At 39.7% G+C, this 19,213-nt stretch carries 15 protein-coding genes and 4 tRNA genes; 10 read left to right on the top strand and 9 right to left on the bottom strand.

Annotation, left to right across the window (positions count from 1 at the left end):
• Positions 1 to 48: 48 nt before the first annotated feature.
• Positions 49 to 1,560: a xylulokinase gene (locus tag QWY93_RS09875; protein ID WP_290248063.1), complete on the bottom strand. Its 1,512-nt coding sequence runs from the start codon at positions 1,558 to 1,560 to the stop codon at positions 49 to 51.
• Positions 1,561 to 1,762: 202 nt separating this feature from the next.
• Here QWY93_RS09875 and QWY93_RS09870 point away from each other — a divergent pair, with 202 nt between their 5' ends.
• Entirely contained in the window at positions 1,763 to 2,602 is an 840-nt protein-coding gene (locus tag QWY93_RS09870) for an AraC family transcriptional regulator (protein ID WP_290248061.1), read from the top strand.
• Positions 2,603 to 2,758: 156 nt separating this feature from the next.
• Here QWY93_RS09870 and QWY93_RS09865 read toward each other — a convergent pair whose 3' ends face one another.
• Together QWY93_RS09865 and QWY93_RS09860 are read right to left on the bottom strand one after the other, a co-directional pair.
• The gene (locus tag QWY93_RS09865; RefSeq protein ID WP_290248060.1) at positions 2,759 to 4,402 is read right to left on the bottom strand and encodes a sodium/sugar symporter; all 1,644 of its coding nucleotides are present in this window, start codon (positions 4,400 to 4,402) and stop codon (positions 2,759 to 2,761) included.
• 442 nt (positions 4,403 to 4,844) lie between these two features.
• Positions 4,845 to 5,474 (bottom strand): nitroreductase family protein, encoded by a 630-nt coding sequence (locus QWY93_RS09860; RefSeq protein WP_290248059.1) that lies wholly within the window; start codon positions 5,472 to 5,474, stop codon positions 4,845 to 4,847.
• Between the two features lie 851 nt (positions 5,475 to 6,325).
• Here QWY93_RS09860 and QWY93_RS09855 point away from each other — a divergent pair.
• The gene (locus tag QWY93_RS09855; RefSeq protein WP_290248058.1) at positions 6,326 to 7,651 is read left to right on the top strand and encodes a right-handed parallel beta-helix repeat-containing protein; all 1,326 of its coding nucleotides are present in this window, start codon (positions 6,326 to 6,328) and stop codon (positions 7,649 to 7,651) included.
• Between the two features lie 680 nt (positions 7,652 to 8,331).
• The gene (locus QWY93_RS09850; protein ID WP_290248057.1) at positions 8,332 to 8,961 is read left to right on the top strand and encodes an LON peptidase substrate-binding domain-containing protein; all 630 of its coding nucleotides are present in this window, start codon (positions 8,332 to 8,334) and stop codon (positions 8,959 to 8,961) included.
• Positions 8,962 to 8,963: 2 nt separating this feature from the next.
• On the opposite strand, the gene QWY93_RS09845 is transcribed toward QWY93_RS09850, so the two are convergent.
• Positions 8,964 to 9,689, bottom strand: a complete 726-nt coding sequence (locus QWY93_RS09845; protein WP_290248056.1) for an SH3 domain-containing protein — start codon at positions 9,687 to 9,689, stop codon at positions 8,964 to 8,966.
• Positions 9,690 to 9,890: 201 nt separating this feature from the next.
• Here QWY93_RS09845 and QWY93_RS09840 point away from each other — a divergent pair.
• From QWY93_RS09840 to QWY93_RS09825, 4 genes are all read left to right on the top strand, one after another.
• Positions 9,891 to 9,963, top strand: a tRNA-Lys gene (locus QWY93_RS09840).
• Positions 9,964 to 10,085: 122 nt separating this feature from the next.
• Positions 10,086 to 10,160 (top strand) — tRNA-Pro (locus tag QWY93_RS09835).
• A gap of 30 nt (positions 10,161 to 10,190) precedes the next feature.
• Positions 10,191 to 10,264: transfer RNA gene (locus QWY93_RS09830), tRNA-Arg, on the top strand.
• A gap of 35 nt (positions 10,265 to 10,299) precedes the next feature.
• Positions 10,300 to 10,372, top strand: a tRNA-Lys gene (locus QWY93_RS09825).
• 460 nt (positions 10,373 to 10,832) lie between these two features.
• Here QWY93_RS09825 and QWY93_RS09820 read toward each other — a convergent pair.
• The 5 genes from QWY93_RS09820 to QWY93_RS09800 are packed head-to-tail and all read right to left on the bottom strand — an operon-like array spanning position 10,833 to position 16,191.
• Positions 10,833 to 11,732 (bottom strand): sugar phosphate isomerase/epimerase family protein, encoded by a 900-nt coding sequence (locus QWY93_RS09820; RefSeq protein WP_290248055.1) that lies wholly within the window; start codon positions 11,730 to 11,732, stop codon positions 10,833 to 10,835.
• A 53-nt stretch (positions 11,733 to 11,785) separates the two neighbouring features.
• Positions 11,786 to 12,343 (bottom strand): gluconate 2-dehydrogenase subunit 3 family protein, encoded by a 558-nt coding sequence (locus QWY93_RS09815; protein ID WP_290248054.1) that lies wholly within the window; start codon positions 12,341 to 12,343, stop codon positions 11,786 to 11,788.
• 12 nt (positions 12,344 to 12,355) lie between these two features.
• Complete coding sequence (locus tag QWY93_RS09810) at positions 12,356 to 14,035, bottom strand: GMC oxidoreductase (protein ID WP_290248053.1); 1,680 nt, start codon at positions 14,033 to 14,035, stop codon at positions 12,356 to 12,358.
• A gap of 36 nt (positions 14,036 to 14,071) precedes the next feature.
• A complete protein-coding gene (locus tag QWY93_RS09805) occupies positions 14,072 to 14,941 on the bottom strand; it encodes a hydroxypyruvate isomerase family protein (protein ID WP_290248052.1) in 870 nt (289 codons plus the stop codon).
• A gap of 14 nt (positions 14,942 to 14,955) precedes the next feature.
• A complete protein-coding gene (locus QWY93_RS09800) occupies positions 14,956 to 16,191 on the bottom strand; it encodes a nucleoside permease (RefSeq protein WP_290248051.1) in 1,236 nt (411 codons plus the stop codon).
• Positions 16,192 to 16,472: 281 nt separating this feature from the next.
• On the opposite strand from QWY93_RS09800, the gene QWY93_RS09795 reads away from it, so the two are divergent.
• From QWY93_RS09795 to QWY93_RS09785, 3 genes are read left to right on the top strand one after another with little or no spacing between them, the layout of a single operon-like run.
• On the top strand, positions 16,473 to 17,639 hold the full coding sequence (locus QWY93_RS09795; protein WP_290248050.1) for a Gfo/Idh/MocA family protein: 1,167 nt from the start codon (positions 16,473 to 16,475) through the stop codon (positions 17,637 to 17,639).
• Positions 17,640 to 17,694: 55 nt separating this feature from the next.
• Complete coding sequence (locus QWY93_RS09790) at positions 17,695 to 18,756, top strand: sugar phosphate isomerase/epimerase family protein (protein WP_290248048.1); 1,062 nt, start codon at positions 17,695 to 17,697, stop codon at positions 18,754 to 18,756.
• Between the two features lie 18 nt (positions 18,757 to 18,774).
• On the top strand, positions 18,775 to 19,188 hold the full coding sequence (locus QWY93_RS09785) for a c-type cytochrome (protein WP_290248047.1): 414 nt from the start codon (positions 18,775 to 18,777) through the stop codon (positions 19,186 to 19,188).
• Positions 19,189 to 19,213 lie beyond the last annotated feature (25 nt).

The raw sequence follows: 19,213 nt of genomic DNA, 5'->3' as shown, positions 1-19,213 counted from the left end.
AATGAAATTAATTTTCGATTATGGGAATTATTGTGTGTGTGTTTTTTTTTACACCTGAGGGACTTCTTGGCTTATAAATTTGGCCAAATAACTTTCCCACCTTTGGTAGACTTCTTTATATTGTTGGACTAGTTTAGCGTCTGGCTCAAAGAAGGCCAATTTTTCCAATCCGGAGAAAGCTTCCTTAGGATTGGCATAAATTCCCGCACCTATTCCTGCCCCCCGGGCCGCACCTTGAGCTCCATCCGTATCATAAAGTTCCAGATTAACTTCATTCATATTGACAAAAGCCTCCCTGAAAAGTGGACTTAAAAACATATTGGCTTTCCCTGCTTTTACAAGATTCAGGTTTAATCCCATATCCTTCATGATATTGAACCCATAGGTCAAGGCACTTACAATTCCTTCCTGCCCTGCCCTTAGGACATGGCCTCTACCATGTTTCAGCAAATTAAGGCCATTAAGATGGGCATCAACGGATTTATTTTCCATGATTCTTTCTGCTCCATTCCCAAATGGAATAAAACTCAAACCCTCTGCACCAACGGGAACCTCAGAAGCCCAATCATTCATCTGTTCGTATCCAATGGATTCTCCACCAAGCAACCTTTTCAGCCAACTGTTAAGGATTCCGGTCCCATTGACACACAATAAAACCCCATATCGGGGATTATCCGTCTGATGATTTACATGCAAAAAGGTATTAACACGGGATTTGGGGTCATAAACCACTTGATCACTAACCCCATAAACAGTTCCTGATGTTCCAGCTGTAGTGGCCAGCTCTCCGGCCTCCAAAACATTCAATGATAAAGCATTGTTAGGCTGGTCTCCTCCACGGTAGGTTACTGGAACGCCTGTTTCCATTCCCAACTCTTCTGCAGCAGAAGCACTCACTTTTCCTTGCTCAGAAAAAGAAGGCACTGCATCGGCTAACAATCTTTTATCAATCCCATAGTAGTTTAAAAGATCTTCAGAAACAGCATTTTTTGAAAAATCCCAAAAGACCCCTTCGGAAAGCCCTGTTTCGGAAGTTAGGATTTCTCCGGTCAATTTCATGGCAATAAAATCTCCGGGCAACATGATTTTATGGATCTTCGAATAATTTTCAGGTTCGTTTTCCTTCACCCACTTCAATTTTGAAGCAGTAAAATTACCTGGGGAATTCAATAATTTGGAAAGGCAATACTCCTCTCCCAATCCTGAAAATGCTTGATTCCCTATATCTACAGCCCTGCTATCACACCAAATGATGGCAGGACGAATGACCTCTTGTTTTTCATCTACCATCACCAATCCGTGCATCTGGTAGGAAATCCCTATTCCTTTCAATTCCCCCCTTTGAACTCCCCCACGGTCCATAACAGCTCTAGTGGTTTCCTTTAGGTATTTCCACCACATCATAGGGTCTTGCTCTGCCCAATTCTTCTCAGGAGAATGGATGGGCATTTCTACTTTAGGTTGACCTTCGGCGGCCACAACTTTACCGGTATCTGCATCCAATAAAGTAGTCTTAACCGAAGAACTCCCAATATCATATCCGATCAACAATCGTCTCATGAAATATTTTGGGTTATAGATATCAAATTTCTTATAATCTAGCAATGCTTGACCATCACTCTAACTTTCTTCTAAAACAAATTTCGAGGAAAAAGCTTGCTCCAACTTACATTATTTGATTAAATTATAATACTCTTTGATCAATATCCTAATCAAAGAGTATAATCTTCTATAATCTGGCTCTTATTTCACTGGACCTTTCATGAAACCCTTTGTACAGAAGCTCCCCAAGCAAGAATTTAAGTCCTTTGTCTCTGTCACCTTTAGTACACCTTTATTTGAGACCCCCTGGCACAGGCATTTGGAAAACGAAATCCTATACATTAAAAAAGGATATGGCACTGCCATTATAGGTGATTTTGTCGGGGAATTTTCTGAGGGAGACCTTTTTTACATTGGTTCCAATGTCCCTCATTGGTTTCGAAAGGCAAACGAGGACCTTTTTTGTACCGTGGTTGTCATCCAATTTGATAAAAGTATTTTTGGAAACTCTTTTTTAAATATTCCTGAATTGGCTCAAATCAAAAAATTGATCAACCTGAAACAGGCTTTATCTGTAAATTATGAGCTTGATACTTCCCTTATTGAAAAAATAAAAGGGTTAGAAGATGCAGAAGGCTTTGACCACATGTCCAGATTACTGGCTATTTTAAACTCCATCAGCATTAAAACCAAAAACTCCATACTGACCCATGAGCATATCAATTCTTTTGATTCAAAAGGAATAATTGATGAAATAATGGAATATACTTTTAACCATTTTCAAGAAAACATCAAGTTGGAGGATATTGCAGGGCTGGCCAAAATGAGTGAATCAAATTTCCGTCGATTTTTTAAGTTAAACACAAAAAAATCCTTTTCTAAATTCTTAAAGGAAATCCGGATAGCTCATGCCTGTAAATTACTTAAGGATAAAAACCTTTTTGTATCTCAGATATTTCATGATTGCGGTTATAGAAATATAACCAATTTCAATAGGCAGTTTAAAGAAATAAAAGGCATTACTCCTTCTGCATACCGGGCGCAGGTATTGAATGATTGATTCCTAAATATTGAATGCCTTAACCACCTCCCCAAAAAAGGACAGGAATTTTTCCATAATGAATTTGAACTCTCATAAAAAGAAAAAGGATACCTGATTTGACAGGTATCCATTCTTTATTTTTTTCAGGAATCCGCACTTGAAAGCGGGTTAACATTACCAGAATACGGTATACAGTGCAATCAAAATTCCACAGATCAAAACAGCTCCAACTTTAAATTTAGAACTAGTGCTGAACAATTCCTTGTCGATTTCGATGGCTTTTTCACTGTCTTTTCCTTTTCCTTCAACTAAACTCATGATCACCATCAAAACAGCTAAAATCAAGAATACAAGTCCCATTCTGTCCAAAAATGGAAGATTTGGAGTAATAAACTTGAATAAAGCTGACAATGGAATTGTCAAGGCTGCTGCAGTCAGTGCGGAATTGGAAGTGGTTTTTTTCCAGAAGAAGCCAAAAAGGAATATTGCCAATACCCCTGGGGATACAAATCCGGTGTATTCCTGGATATACTGGAATGCCTGATCCAATGTAGCAAGCTGAGGGGCAACAATGGCAGCAATGACAAAGGCCACTACCGCGGTGATCCTACCGATAGTTACCTGCATACCCTCTGGGACATTTTTATCAATAAATTGACGGTAAATATCAATCGTAAAAATGGTGGAAGTACTGTTGGCCATAGAAGCCAAAGAAGAAACAATAGCGGCGGTTAATGCTGCAAATGCCAAACCTTTTAATCCAGCAGGCAACAGCTGAAGCAAGGTTGGGTATGCACGGTCAGATTTTATCATACCTGTAATTGGATCTGTCATGGAATCAATAAAGGAGGAATCTCCACCCTGTTGTACAATTACGTAAGCAGCAATACCTGGAACCACAACAATTACAGGCATCAAAAGTTTCAAAAACCCGGCAAAAATCATCCCTTTTTGGGCTTCATTTAGGGATTTGGCAGCCAATGCCCTTTGGGTAATATATTGGTTACAGCCCCAGTAGCTCAGGTTAACTATCCACATCCCCCCTACTAGCACACTGATACCGGGAAGATCCAAATAAGCATCTCTTTCTCCTCCTACTCCATCAGGAATCATTAATTCACCTTTTTCGAAAATCATAGAAAAGTGCTTAGGTGCTTCCTTTCTCAATAAGCCAAGACCGTCCAAAACACTACCATCGCCTACCATCGATAGGGCGAGATATGTAGTAGCCAAACCACCTGCTACCAAAAATACAACCTGAACCACATCCGTCCAGGCAACAGCCTTCAACCCTCCATAAATGGAATACACCATGGCAAATAGTGCCAAACCTGCAATACCATAGTTAAGAGGAACCCCCATGATAGTTTCAAGGCTTAGTGCTCCCAGGTAAAGCACAGAGGTAAGGTTGACAAAAACATAAATTAGTAACCAAAATATTGCCATTACTGTCCTTACCCGACCGTCATAACGCCGGTTTAAGAATTGTGGCATGGTGTAAATACCTTCCTTCAAATAAATGGGAAGGAAAAATATCGCCACCACCAAAAGGGTTGCTGCAGCCATCCATTCATAAGTGGAAATCGCCAGCCCAAGGGCAAATCCAGACCCTGACATCCCAATAAACTGCTCGGCAGAAATATTGGAAGCAATCAACGAGGCTCCTACTGCCCACCAGGGAAGTGCCTTACTGGCAAGGAAGTAATCCTGGGAATTTTTTACGTGGCCTTTTTTCTCCCGGGAAACTACTATCCCCAGGGTAATAATCAAAAGACAATAAGCCACAAAGACAACAATGTCTATAGTGTTAAATACCATTTCTCAAATTTTAGGTTTAGAGGTTTTTTTATGTTTTTCAAATTGGCGTTTAAGTTATTAGTTTTTTTGCAATTTATTATCATCGAAAATGTTTTGAATCTTCTTTCACATTCTACAATCTGGTTATGAGTTATTAAAATTTCACCAAATGGGTATCCAAAGAGTCCTATTTCCCCTCTCAATCTTATCAACTAAAACTTCTACTTTATTATTAATTCGAAAACCATCATTCAAAAAATACGCAAAAAACCAAACCATAACAGGAAAACAAACTATCAAAAAGGCATAAATAGGGTAAAGTTTTATTTTACGCTTACATCATATTTGGCTTTTTCATTTAATTGGAGCAACTTCAAAAAAATCCTTTAAGGTAAAAAGTGGTTACCTAAAATTTATTAAAAATAAATCCCTCCAGGATTATTTTCCTAGAGGGATTCTTCGTTTAAATCTTAAAAAACATTTCTTCCTTTGGCCTCCTTACTTTTTTTGCCTTGTTCATAAGGTCTTTTTCTTCATCCCTGAATCCCAGGACCATTAATGCGACACTCCCCAAACCTTTATCTTCCAATTCTAATATCTGATCCACATCTTCTGCGAAAAAACCCTCCATTGGGGTACTATCCACTTTTTCCTCGGCAGCCGCGACTAATGCGGTACCTAAGGCCAAATAAGCTTGGCGGGAAGCCCAGACAAAATGGTCCTCTTTGGATTTTTCCGCAAATCTGGATTTTATTTTATCCCCCAATGCTTGAAGTTTTTCCAATGACTGCTCTCTTTTATCGGAAATATGTCCGATATATCTATCTATCCTTTCCTCGGTCACCTCTTTCCAAGCTGCAAAAACCAACAAATGAGACCCCTCGGCAACTTGGGGCTGGCCCCACACCGCAGGTTGAAGCTTTTCCCTAAGAGCTTTATCTTCTACTACAAATACCACAAATGGTTGCAATCCATAAGAGGTAGGAGCCAATTGGATGGACTCCAAAATCTTGTCGACGGAACTTTCAGGAACCTTATCCCCATTCATTCTCTTTGCCGCATATCTCCAGTTTAAATTGTCAATAAGTGCCATAATTCATCCGTTCATTAATTCGTAAATATCCAAATGTATATACAAATTAACTGCGAATAAGTTTACCAATTCAAAAAAAGATTGACTAATCCTGAAAAAAGAATTACAGGATCAAATGCGCCCTGCCACAAATTAAATGTTCCCTATCATTAATCATGAAGCCTGACCATACAACGAACATCTGTTTCATTAAAATACCATCCCACACAATAACTTTCATGATCTAAATCCGGTTGGGAAAGAAAAAAATCGAAGGCTTTTTTTGATACTGGAAATGTCTTTCAAATATTGCTCAATGGTAGGACATATATATTTTCTTTTTTTTATACCATGATATCACAATCAAACTTATCCGCTTCCCCGGCCACCCCTCTTCAGCTCCAGCCCAATATTGAATGTTCCCATCCTTTGGGCTTAAAAGGCAAAATACTTTCTATCGGGAGAAAAAGGAATCAACTCATGTCGATCCTGAAGAGCTTTTTGCTCTCCACCCGGGAAGATAGTGTCCATACTCAAATTTTAAAAATTGATACCTACTTAAAAAGTAGAAAATAACCATTCCCATTAAACCCTATAAAAACAAAAAGTACAATTTATAAATTAAGCCGACCCGACACCATTTATATTTTATGGTAATAGGACTACAACCTAAAACCTAATTTAATTTTAAAGTTCCCTAAAAAAACCATAGCATTCTTGAAACATCCCCTTCTTCAGCACATTCCAGAATAGTCATAGATTATCAATTAATTACATTTGATTTTATGGGATTTACACTTCCCAAATCATTCTCCCGCCTTTTGGGGCTTCGACTTTTAATCTTTGGTTCAAATAGCTTAAAAATAACCCTCATGAGTAAACATTATCTAATAACAATTTTACTATTGTTTTCTGCATTTTCTCTTTCTTCAAAAACCTATTTTATCGCTATTGATGGCGATGATTCAAATAGTGGCACCAAAACCTCTCCTTTTGCCACCCTTAAAAAAGCGCATTCCATAGCTTCTGCAGGTGATTCTGTTCTCATCCGAGGAGGAACTTATAAAATCACTGAGGGCCAAATTATGAGATACAGTGACAATGGACTCTGGGCCTATGTATTTGATATGCATAAAAGTGGCTCCGGGGAATCAAACCGTATTTATTATGGAGGTTATGGGAGTGAACGGCCTATATTTGATTTGTCTGAAGTTAAACCTGAGGGCAATCGAGTTATTGTTTTTTATGTAAGCGGCTCCTTCCTTCATTTCGAAAATTTTGAAGTGGTTGGCACTCAAGTAACCATAATCGGCCATACCCAATCCGAATGCTTTAGAAATGAGGGAGGAAATCACAATATTTATGAAAACCTGGCCATGCACGACGGCATGGCAATAGGATTTTACCTGGTAAATGGAGCTGACAACCTTGTGGTCAACTGTGATGCCTACAACAATTACGATTACCTCTCTGACGGGGGAGTCGGTGGTAATGTAGATGGGTTTGGTGGGCACCCAAAAAACCAAGAAAGTACCGGTAATGTTTTTAGAGCTTGTCGGGCATGGTATAACAGCGATGATGGGTTTGATTTGATAAATGCCCATGCCGCATACACAATAGAAAACTGCTGGGCTTTTTACAATGGTTATCAGCCCGGTACTTTTGAGAGGGCAGGCAATGGGGCAGGTTTTAAATCAGGAGGATATGGCATGTCAGAATTTCCAGACCCACCAGAAAAAATTCCCATGCATGTGGTCCGAAATTGCCTTGCATATTATAATTTAAACCAAGGGTTTTATTCCAATCACCACCTTGGTGGCATTAGATGGGAAAATAACACCGGCTATCAAAACCCCTCTAATTTTAATATGCTGAACAGGAAATCAGTCGATGAAGCGGTAAATGTTCCTGGTTACGAGCATATTCTCAAGAATAATGTTTCCCATGATTTCAGGAGGACGGGACATATTTCAAATGTCAATAAAGGGTTATGTGAAATTAGCAATAATTCATTTTTGCCCAACGAAATACCTGTCACAGACAATGATTTCATTAGCCTTGACCCTTCAGAGTTGACCCGATCAAGAAAATCAGACGGAAGCCTTCCAGACATTGGTTTTCTTAAACCTAGACCCAAAAGTACTTTAAGCACTGCCAGAATGGGATACACTTTCAAAACTAAATATGAGGTTCCATAAGCCTGAGTAGAAGAGTCACTATAAAGAAAGAATAAACCATTTCAAAAATAGCTGTCTAAGGTATTATCAGTTTACTAAATCTATTTCATTGAAAATAATCAAACCTTTCATGAGCACAACCTAGCTCCCCCTAAGTTGGGGAGCTAGACTTTAAAGCAATTATTGAAAATGATGCCACTGTAATCTGGCAAAAATTACCAGCCCTCAAAAATGAGATCAGTTTTTATCTTGGTCAGGGGTACTAGAGGAAGACATTTAACCATTTGAAGAATTGATTATTTTGAATAAGAAACAACTACTCCAACTCCTAAATTGGGCAATCTAGAGATCTTAAAACCGAAAAAAAACGAGATCCACCCAAATTATTTTCTCATGATAAGATGCAAAGGGAGTTTGTGTTTTTACTTCCAATTAAGGAATTAAATTAATGCAAAGAAAAACAAGAAAAGCAACCATATGGGAGGGGCTTTTTCATTCTATTCAATCAAAACAATTTATTTTTGGGCAATTGCGGATTCTTAAGGTTAATTACAAAAGAAAGGGACAAAATCATGTTTGAACACCCTACTTTCCATCCTGTAGTCTTATTAATTCAACTCATTTATCTCTACTATTTATTGTTAGATTTTGTACCTTAAAGTAAAATCAGTTAGAGAAAATTTTGAACAATAATATAGGCTATGTCTGTCACCCTCCCTTTGTTTCCATTAAAATTAGTGGCTTTTCCTGGAGAAAAGCTGAACCTCCACATTTTTGAACCCAGATACAAACAATTGATCAAGGACTGCATTGAGCAAAAAATTAATTTTGGCGTATGTGTTTATTTGGATAGGCTCAAATCCCATGGTACGGAAGTAGAATTATTGGAAGTTCACAAAACCTATGAAGATGGAAGAATGGATGTAAAAACCCAAGGCATCCGTTCTTTTAGGATTTTAAGTTTTGAGAACCCAATTGAGGGTAAACTTTATGCTGGTGGAGAAGTCAATCTCTTAGAAGTCGACAATAATGTAGTATCCAAAGTCGCTTATAATGAATTTCTTTTTTATTTGAAAGAAATGCTAAAGCTCTTGCATTATGAAGTGGATTTGGACACCATTGCTGTAAACTCATTTACATTTGCCCATGTGTTAGGCTTAAACCTGGAAGAGGAGTATCAGCTTTTGGCCATGGAAAATGAAATGGATAGAATCAGGTATTTGATCACCCATCTAAAAAGGGTCATCCCCATCGTTAGGGAGGTAGAAAAAGCCCGGGAAAAGGTCAAAATGAATGGTCATTTCAGGCATTTTGACCCCTTGGATTTTTAAACCTAAATTTCTGCCACTTTATCTTTTTTGACATATGCTTTTTTCCCATCCCATTTAATATGGTACCAAATATCGGTGGATCCATCAATGGTTACCCGGTGGCCGGGGCCTACTTTTTTTATTAAGTTCCCCCCAGCAGTGGGCTGATCCATGATGACGGTGGGATTCCCTTTAATAACCCCCTTTTTGGGGGATTCTAAAAAGTTATTGGACAAAAATACCAAGATCAACAGGATCATAATTGGTATATAGTATTTGGGTTGGTCCTGGTTTTTTCTACTCAGATTGAGGATTAACGACAATACCAACAATAAAGCCAATACCCCAGTAATAGTTTGTTGATTATTGGTAAGTATTTTAAAAAACTGGGCCCGATCGGAGACTTCATAGCCCTTTAGCTCTGATTGAGAAGTCAAGGATTTTATTTTACTAATAATTTTCGAATTAGGATTGTAATCGTAATACTTGGACAAATAAAATGTGGCTTCATTAAATTGCCCCATTCCTTCTGCAATATATGCCATTCTTAGTAACATGGCAGGGGAATAAGAATTATCCTCTTGGAGGATATTCTGATACTCCTGATAAGCTTCTTTAAAGCTCCCCGTTTTAAATAAAGAATCTGCAAAAATTAATTTTTCACTATCCGCTTGACAATTAACACTTTGCAAAAACAATATGAAAAATATGATAAAATTTACAATAAAGATTCTGTTGATGTTTTGCATTTTCAAAATGGTCGCTTAAATTTGCAGTCCAATTACGACAAAGAAACAACAAAAAGCAAGTCGAAATTGTTAAAAAATAAAAGCCAAAAGGGTTTTTAAAATTGAAAAAATGATACTTTCTTTGCCATTCCATTCAGGAAAATGGCGAGTCAAACATAATCCCACTGGTATTTATAATACTTAAAATGGGAAATAAAAAATGATTCCGTAGCTCAGCTGGTAGAGCAATACACTTTTAATGTATGGGTCCTGGGTTCGAGCCCCAGCGGGATCACTAAGGACTTCCAAAAAGGAAGAAAGTCCAATAATAAATTTCGGTCAATGCATCCTATTACGGGAAAATTGAGGTGCCGAATTAAAATTGATTCTCCAAAAGAGGAGAAAAAAATATTACTTCGGGGTGTAGCGTAGCCCGGTCATCGCGCCTGCTTTGGGAGCAGGAGGTCGCAGGTTCGAATCCTGCCACCCCGACTTCACTCATACTTTGATCACAAAGTATCGGGTCCTGTAGCTCAACTGGATAGAGCAACTGCCTTCTAAGCAGTAGGTTAAAGGTTCGAGTCCTTTCAGGATCACTCGCGGAATGTCTTCCGTACCCTCTCTAATTTCCGATTCCGTAGCTCAGCTGGTAGAGCAATACACTTTTAATGTATGGGTCCTGGGTTCGAGCCCCAGCGGGATCACTTAAAGCCTGACTTTCTAGTCGGGCTTTTTGGTTTTTAAAATATTGGCACAATTTTATGGATCGCTCCGAGGATCTTTTGGGAGCGTAACACTTACTATTTAAGAATAAATATTCGGTCAGGATTTGAAAACTTCAAGTCGAAGCATAGATTTGGTATTTAGGGTGCCACGCAACCCTAAAATAGGTTGTATGATTTTATCCACCCCCAACTTTTCAGTATGAACCTTTACATTTCAACATAAAACCTGTAATGTTTAAGAATTACCATAAACATTACAGGTTTTTTCAGAAATTAGGGGTTAAAGGTTGCCCCCCTTTATTTCTTCCCTAAATGTTGAAAACATAAAAGGTGACTCCTGTGAACTATTGAAGAATGACTTTTCAGAATTACTCATTCACTTTGGTCAGCCATTTCATACAATTAGCCTTGGTACATAATCACCTTTTGATTTTGGCCTTTAGAAAACTAATTTATTTAGATAAGTAGCATTTTTTTCCGCAGCCTCCAATGGTGACAATCCATCAAATTTTTCCTGTTCTACAATAAAGTATTCCATTCCACTTTCCTTGGCCGTCCTTAAAATTTCCCGAAAATCAATACTTCCTTCTCCTAGCACTATAGAAGCATCAGTTTCCTCAGGGGGAGCGGACTTTTCCCGATCCTTGACATGGCATAACCGAAAACGATTTTTGTACTTTTCAAAATATTCATTAGGGTCTGCCCCTGCTGTCACCGCCCAATAAATATCCAATTCAAAATCCACCAACTCAGGATCGGTCTCCTTTAGGAGGATATCTTGTGGAATCTGCCCTTCCACCTCTTTAAAGGTATAACCATGGTTATGATAAGCAAACCTCAACCCATTATTCCTGCAAACTTCCCCAGCCTGATTGAATTTAACTGCTAACTCTTTATATTTTTCAACACTACTTTGCTCTCCTGCATAAGGGCAAATCAAATATTTCATTCCAATTTCACCTGCCTGTTCAGCTGTTTGTTCCAAGTTTTCAAAAACATTGGCATGAGAGGCAGCGTAGTCAAGCCCCAAGTCATCTGTAAACGCCTTGAAGTCGGTATTATTCATGCCCCAAAATATGCCTTGTCCGCCATCAAAACCTTCCAGCTGATTATATCCAAATTGAGCCAATTTTTCAATAGTACCTTTGGGGTCTTTTGCCATATCCTCTTTGACGGAATACAGCTGGATACCTATCCGTTCCAAGGTTCCATCTACGGCTTCCTTAAGGTTAATTTTAACCGTTTTATTTTTTTCAGCAGAACTACAATATTGAAAGGGAAGAAATGCCCCGAGACTTAGAGATGTTCCTAATTTTAGAAACTTCCTTCTATTGTTCATAATAAGTTATTTTAGGCTTGATTTACTGGAGGGTATTTATACCCTCAAAATCTTTATAGAGCAAATGCCCTGTCTCCTTTTTTATAATCCACACATGGATCCCACCTTCCTGGTGTTTCCACATAGCGTAAAGCTTGTGTTGCCCCAATCTCAGAAGTAAAATAGCCCAGAATGGTAAGGTCCTTAAGCATGCCAAAGTATACCGGAGCATCCTCCTTCATGTTCTTAGCCTTATGGGCCAATTTATTCAAATATGCTGTCCGTTCTTCTTTGCTGCCATCCATAAAATCACGTCCCATTTCCTCTTTAAAACCATTTCTCAATGAATTAAGCCCATTTACAAAGGTTTCCTGTTGCTCTTTTCTATAGGTGTCCTTTACCATCATCACCATAAAAGCTCCAATCCCTGCCGCTTTGGCTCCTGGGGTATCGGTAGTAGGAATGATGGTTTCCCCAATTTCATCCAAAAAAGCAATTTCCTTTTCGGAAAAATCCAGTCCTTCGATTTGTTCCTCTGGGGTACAACCGGTCAATATTGCATTGGCCCCTATCATGGTACCTCCCATCATCAGGACCATTTGCTTTAATGCTTCTCTCCTATTGATTGCCATAATATTTTGGGTTTAAAGGTTTCCTTTTTTTAATTCCTGCACAGCAAAAGCTGCAGCTCTTGCTGTTAAAGCCATATAAGTCAATGATGGGTTTTGTGCAGCAGAAGAGGTCATAGCTGCCCCGTCAGTTACAAAAACATTCTTTGCATCCCACACTTGGTTTTGGCCATTGAGAACAGATGTTTTGGGATCTCTACCCATTCGGGCTGTCCCCATTTCATGAATTCCCTGACCAAACGTATATCCTGAATCATAAGCACTAACATTTTTCACCCCAGCTGCCTCAAGCATTTCAGCGGCATCATTCTTCATATCCTCCCGCATTTTGATTTCATTATCCTTGATTTCCGCATTCATCACCAAGGCATACATTCCCCATTTATCTTTCACCTCTTTACTCAACCTAATGGAATTTTCATGATAGGGTAGGATTTCACCAAAGGCCATCATTCCCATGCTCCAGGGTCCTGGCTCAGTCAAGGCCTCCTTCAAAGGTCCACCGATATTGGCTTCTGCCAGCCCTCTGCTCCAACCACTTCGACTGGCTCCGCCCTGGTAACCAAACCCTCTTACATAGTCTCTTTTTTCTCCATTCAAATTCCGGTACCTGGGGATATAAATGCCTCCTGGCCTTCTTCCAAAATAATATTTATCATCATAACCTTCAACCGTTCCACTGGCACCTAATCTAAAATGGTGATCCATCAAATTATGTCCCAGCTCTCCTGAGCTACTGCCCAAGCCATCTGGCCAAATATCCGTAGCTGACCGCATCAGGACTTGGGCGGAGTTAATGGCAGATGCACAGAGGAAAACGATTTTGGATTTATATTCAATAGTTTCCATAGTCTCAGCATCCAAAACCTCTACGCCGGTAGCCTTCTGGGTATCTTTATCATAAAGTATCCTATTCACAATTGACCAAGGCCTTAAAGTAAGGTTTCCAGTTGCCATCGCAGCTGGCAAAGTGGAAGACTGAGTACTAAAATAACCACCAAAAGGACAGCCCAACCAACATTTATTCCGGTATTGGCAACCTGGACGGCCGGGCAATGGCTCGGTTATATTAGCAATCCGGGCATGGATCAATCGCCTTTTCCCTTCGTAATGTTTCTCCATCCTTTCCTTGACATCCTTTTCCACACAGTTCATCGCCATTGGAGGCATAAACTGCCCATCCGGCAACACATCCAAGCCATCCTTATTTCCGGAAATCCCGGCAAATTTTTCAACATAATCATACCAAGAGGCAAGATCCTTGTACCTTATTGGCCAGTCCACGGCAATTCCTTGTTTTAAATTGGCCTCAAAATCAACATCCGCCCAACGGTAACTCTGACGGCCCCAAAGTAGCGAACGGCCACCAACCTGATAGCCCCTGAACCAGGCAAAAGGCTTTTCTTCCACATAGGGAGATTCATCTTCATGGGCCCACCAGTCCAGGTTCAATTCATTGAGTACATAATCCCTCCTTAGGTTGGGGTGGTTTTCTATCATTTCCACCGTATTTCTCCCTCTATGAGGGATTTCCCAGGGGGCTGTGGTAGCATTTTTGTAATCCTTGACATGCTCAACGTTTTTGCCTCGCTCCAGCAGCAACACTTTTAACCCTTTCTCGGTTAATTCCTTTGCAGCCCATCCTCCGCTTATCCCGGAGCCAACAACGATGGCATCATAAGTTTGATTTGACATGGTATTTATTGGGTTTATTGGGTTGGTTTATTATTTCTAAATGTCACAAAGCTTTATAGCCTTACGTAAGGAGGTAGCTTTATCATTGGCTTTCGGAATAAATTCCTGGGCGATATGGCCTTTGAATCCTGTATCTGCAATAGCCTTAATGATAGCTGGATAATTCAATTCCTGATCTTCAAAAATCTCATTCCTGCCAGGGTTTCCTGCAGTATGGTAGTGGGCTATATATTGATGATTATCCCTAATGGTCCGGATTACATCCCCTTCATCAATCTGCATGTGGTAAATATCGTAAAGCAATTTGAAATTTTCATTATCCAGCCGCTTGCAGAGCTCTACGCCCCAAGGGGTTTTATCACACATATAATCAGGATGGTCCACTTTACTGTTCAGCAATTCCATTATAAGGGTAACACCATGCTTTTCAGCTAAGGGCAATAATTTCTGGAGGCCTTTGACAGAATTTTTCAATCCCGTCTCATCATCCATCCCTTCACGATTTCCACTAAAGCAGATCAAATTTTTATAACCATTTTTGGCCACCAATGGAATCATCTCAGAATAATTTTTTATCAATTGATCATGGTACTCTGTATGATTAAAACCTTCTTCCAGACTGATTTCTGCCCCATTACACATGGAACTGTACACACCGTGCTTTTGGGCTGTAGGCCAATCTTCTGGCCCTATAAGGTCAATGGCATTGAAACCTATATCTTTCACCAATAAACAAAGTTCATCCAGTGAAAGATGGTTAAAAGTCCACCTGCATACTGAGTGGTTGATATTTCCTTTTAGCATGTTCTTAGTAGGGGTATTAGCTTTTAATTTCAAATAAGGCAGGCCGCCTAAGGCCGTTGCTCCCATTAATATTTTTTTTAGGACAGATCTTCTTTGTGACATGATTTGGAAAATTATTAGGCTGTAACTGCAGCAGGTTTTCTTTCTTTTTTAAAAGCCAATAAAAATAATATGGCTACCAGCATGGCAATCCCTGATGGAATTAACCAAATGGCCTCCCAATTATGAAGATTGTCAGGCGTAATAAAAGTATCTGTAACGATTCCAGCTACCCAAAACCCAATCAACATGCCCACGCCATAAGTGGCCAGGGTGATCATTCCCTGGGCTGCACTTTTTATTTGTACTCCGGCTTTGGAATCGGTATAAATCTGGCCAGAAACAAAGAAAAAATCATAACAAATCCCATGAAGTGCAATTCCTATTAACAACATAAAAGACAGTTCATTGACATTGCCATAAGCAAAAAGAGCATACCGTGCTACCCAGGCCAACATTCCCACCAAAAGGGTCTTTTTGATGCCGAATTTGCTAAAAAACACCGGTAACAACAACATGAAAAGCACCTCACTGACCTGCCCTAAGGCCATCTTGCTGGTCAAATTGCTCATTTCAATCTCACCCAAAAACAAACTTGCATTTTGGTAATAGAAAGCCAGGGGAATGCAAATAAGAATGGAAGCCAAAAAGAAAATCAAATAATTCCTGTCCTTGAGCAAGGCAAAGGCATCCAATCCTAATATTTCAGAAACAGATTTCTTCTCCCCTCCTGCCCCTTTTGGTGGTGTTTTGGGAAGCATAAAACTATATATCCCCAATACTAAGGAAGCAATACTTGTCATAAGAAAGGTATTTTTTAACAAGCCTTCCTTTACTCCTGCGGTAGAATCCCACCCAAACACCAAACTGATCAATAAGCCGGCGACAATCCATCCGATGGTACCCCAAACGCGAATGATACTGAATTCCTTTTCTGGATTGGTCATTTGATTAAAGGATACAGAATTGACCAAGGCAAGGGTGGGCATATAAGCAATCATGTAAGCAAAAACATAAGGATAAAAAGCGGCAAAATTATCAGCTTGGTACATTTGGTACATCAGCCCTGCCCCTATAATATGCAATATCCCAAGGATCCTTTCTGCATTAAAATATTTATCTGCAATCATCCCAATAATAAAAGGGGCAATGATAGCTCCTAAAGATTGAGTTGAAAAGGCTGCCGAACTCTGGGCCCCTGTGGTATTTAAATTTTTTTCCAAAAAAAGCCCCAAGGTCACAAACCACCCTCCCCAAATAAAAAATTCGAGGAACATCATAAGGGACAATTTAAATTTGGTATTTATACTCATGGGTTTTAATAGGTTTATTATTAATCAACTACATAAAAGAATGCCCCAAACTAAGGAAATATATATTTAAAATTCAGCCTTTTTGGATTAAATTTAATCCTTTCAGCACGAGCGAGATAGGCTTCACCAATGGTTTAACCCTCGCTTTACCGTTCAAATAAGCATTTTGCATTTCACCAAATAAATCTTTTGCTTTACATATTCTCAACCTCAAATAACTATTTCCAAAAAAATAAACAACCAAATATTTAACGCAACAACCATCAAAATTTTTAATCAATATGAGTCACCGTAAACTTAGAATGGGCATGATAGGCGGAGGGCCAGGTTCATTCATTGGAGCCGTCCACCGCATTGCTGCCAATATGGACGGTCAAATTGAATTGGTCGCAGGATCTTTTAGCAGCCAACCCGAAAAATCAAGACAAGCTGGCCAGGAATTATATTTACCCGAGGAAAGGGTTTACAGTTCCTATGAAGAAATGTTTGAAAAGGAAAATCAGCTGCCTGAGGATCAACGCATCGATTTTGTCAGTATAGTAACCCCAAACCACGTCCATTTTGACCCTGCCCTCAAAGCATTAAAAAGCGGGTTTCATGTGGTGCTGGATAAACCCATGACCCTAACTTATGATGAAGCAAAGGAACTAAACCGGGTGATTGAAGAAACAGGGTTGTTATTCTGTCTTACCCATACTTATACCGGATACCCCATGATAAAGGAAGCCCGGCAGCTGGTCATCAATGGCGTACTGGGCAAAATCCGAAAAATTTATGTAGAATACCCACAGGGTTGGCTATGGAAATCATTTGATACTTCCGAGAACAAACAGGCTGCCTGGAGAACTGACCCATCCAAAAGTGGCATTGCAGGTTGTATGGGAGATATTGGCACCCATGCTTTCAATCTTGCTGAGTATGTCAGCGGGCTTAAATTGGAAAAATTATGTGCAGACCTTCAGGCCACCCTGGAAGAAAGGGTTCTGGATGATGATGGTTCCATTTTGTTGAGATTTGAAAATGGTGCCTCTGGAGTTTTGATGGCATCCCAAGTGGCTTCAGGTGCAGAAAACAACATTAAAATCCGAATCTATGGTGATTTAGCTGGATTGGAGTGGCAACAGGATGATGCCAACACCTTATTACTCAAATACCCTGAACAACCCGACCGAATTTACAGGGCAGGGGCAAATCATGCTTATTTGTCATCCATAACCCGTAAAAACTCAAGGACCCCTGCTGGCCATCCAGAAGGTTATTTGGAAGCCTTTGCCAACCACTACCTCAATTTTGCAAAAACACTACAGGCTAAAATTTCCAATCAGGATCCCGATCCGGATTTTCTGGATTTTCCGGGAGCAGAAGACGGAGTCCGTGGAATGGCTTTTATCGAAAATGTGGTCAAAAGTGGAAAGTCTGACCAGAAATGGACGCCATTCCAATTATGAATAAGAAAAAAGAAGGAATTACCTTTATTTGAACAATAAACCAAAACCCTGAAAAATGAAAACCATAAAAGGACCGGCACTGTTTTTGGCCCAATTTGCTGATGATCAAGCTCCCTTCAATAGCTTAAAATCAATATGCCAATGGGCAAAAAAAATAGGCTATAAGGCTGTTCAAATCCCCTCCTGGGACCAACGCTTAATTGACCTGAAAAAGGCAGCACAAAGCCCATCTTACGCTGAGGAAATCAAAAGTATCGTTGAAGAGGCAGGGCTGGAAATATCCGAATTATCAACCCACCTTCAAGGACAACTGGTGGCAGTAAATCCAGCATATAATGAACTTTTTGATGGCTTTGCCCCAGCAAACCTAAAGGGGGACCTTGAAGGCAAAACTGCCTGGGCAATTGAACAATTGATGTTTGCTGCCCAAGCTTCCAAAAATCTGGGACTTACCCAACATGGCACCTTCAGTGGATCTTTAATGTGGCACACCATGTACCCTTGGCCCCAAAGGCCTGCTGGTTTAGTGGATGCGGGTTTTGAAGAACTGGCCAAAAGGTGGCTTCCTATTTTAGATGAGTTTGATAAAAATAATGTAGATTTATGTTACGAACTGCATCCCGGAGAAGACTTGCACGACGGGGTGACTTTCGAAATGTTTTTAGAAAAGGTAAATCAGCACCAAAGAGCCAACATCCTCTATGACCCCAGCCACTTCCTGCTCCAATGCCTTGATTATATACAATTTATTGACTTTTACCATGACCGGATCAAAATGTTCCATGTCAAGGACGCAGAATTTAACCCAACTGGCAAACAAGGGGTATACGGTGGCTTCCAAAGCTGGATCAACCGTGCCGGGAGGTTTAGATCTCTTGGTGATGGACAGGTAGATTTCAATGCTATTTTCAGCAAACTTTCCCAATATGATTTTGACGGTTGGGCAGTGCTGGAATGGGAGTGTGCTATCAAACACCCTGAAGCAGGTGCAGAAGAGGGCGCCAAGTTTATCCAAGAAAAAATAATCAGGGTAACCGAAAAATCATTCGATGATTTTGCCTCTGCAGGAGCTGATGGGCAATTGAACAAAAAAATATTAGGAATAAAAACCAATTAACAATAACTCAATTCATCTATGAAATTCAACAGAACATTAATGATCAGCATAATTGCCATTTCAGGCTTGGCTTATGCTTGTGGGGGATCCGGAGAAAAAAAAGAAACGGAAGAAACCCAAACTACACAAGAAACTCAACAGGAAGAAGAAGGGCCTAACTTAGAGGAAAATCCTGCCTATGTTGAAGGGCTTGCTCTTGTTAAGGGTTCTGACTGTACCACATGTCATTTAGTGGAAAGAAAAGTGGTGGGACCAGCTTATAATGATGTTGCCGAAAAATATGAAGATACGGAGGAAAACATTGAATTACTTGCCGGAAGGGTCATCGCAGGTTCGGTTGGCCATTGGGGAGAAGTTCCTATGCCAGAGCACCCAGGACTTACAGATGAAGAAGCAAAAAAAATGGTCAAATACATCCTTCTTTTAAAATAACTTCTATTTCTTCAACAGGATAAAC

The organism is Echinicola jeungdonensis (assembly GCF_030409905.1).
Classification (GTDB): Bacteria; Bacteroidota; Bacteroidia; order Cytophagales; family Cyclobacteriaceae; genus Echinicola; species Echinicola jeungdonensis.
Note: the sequence above shows the minus strand (reverse complement) of the source record. Positions and strands in the feature narration are given on the sequence as shown.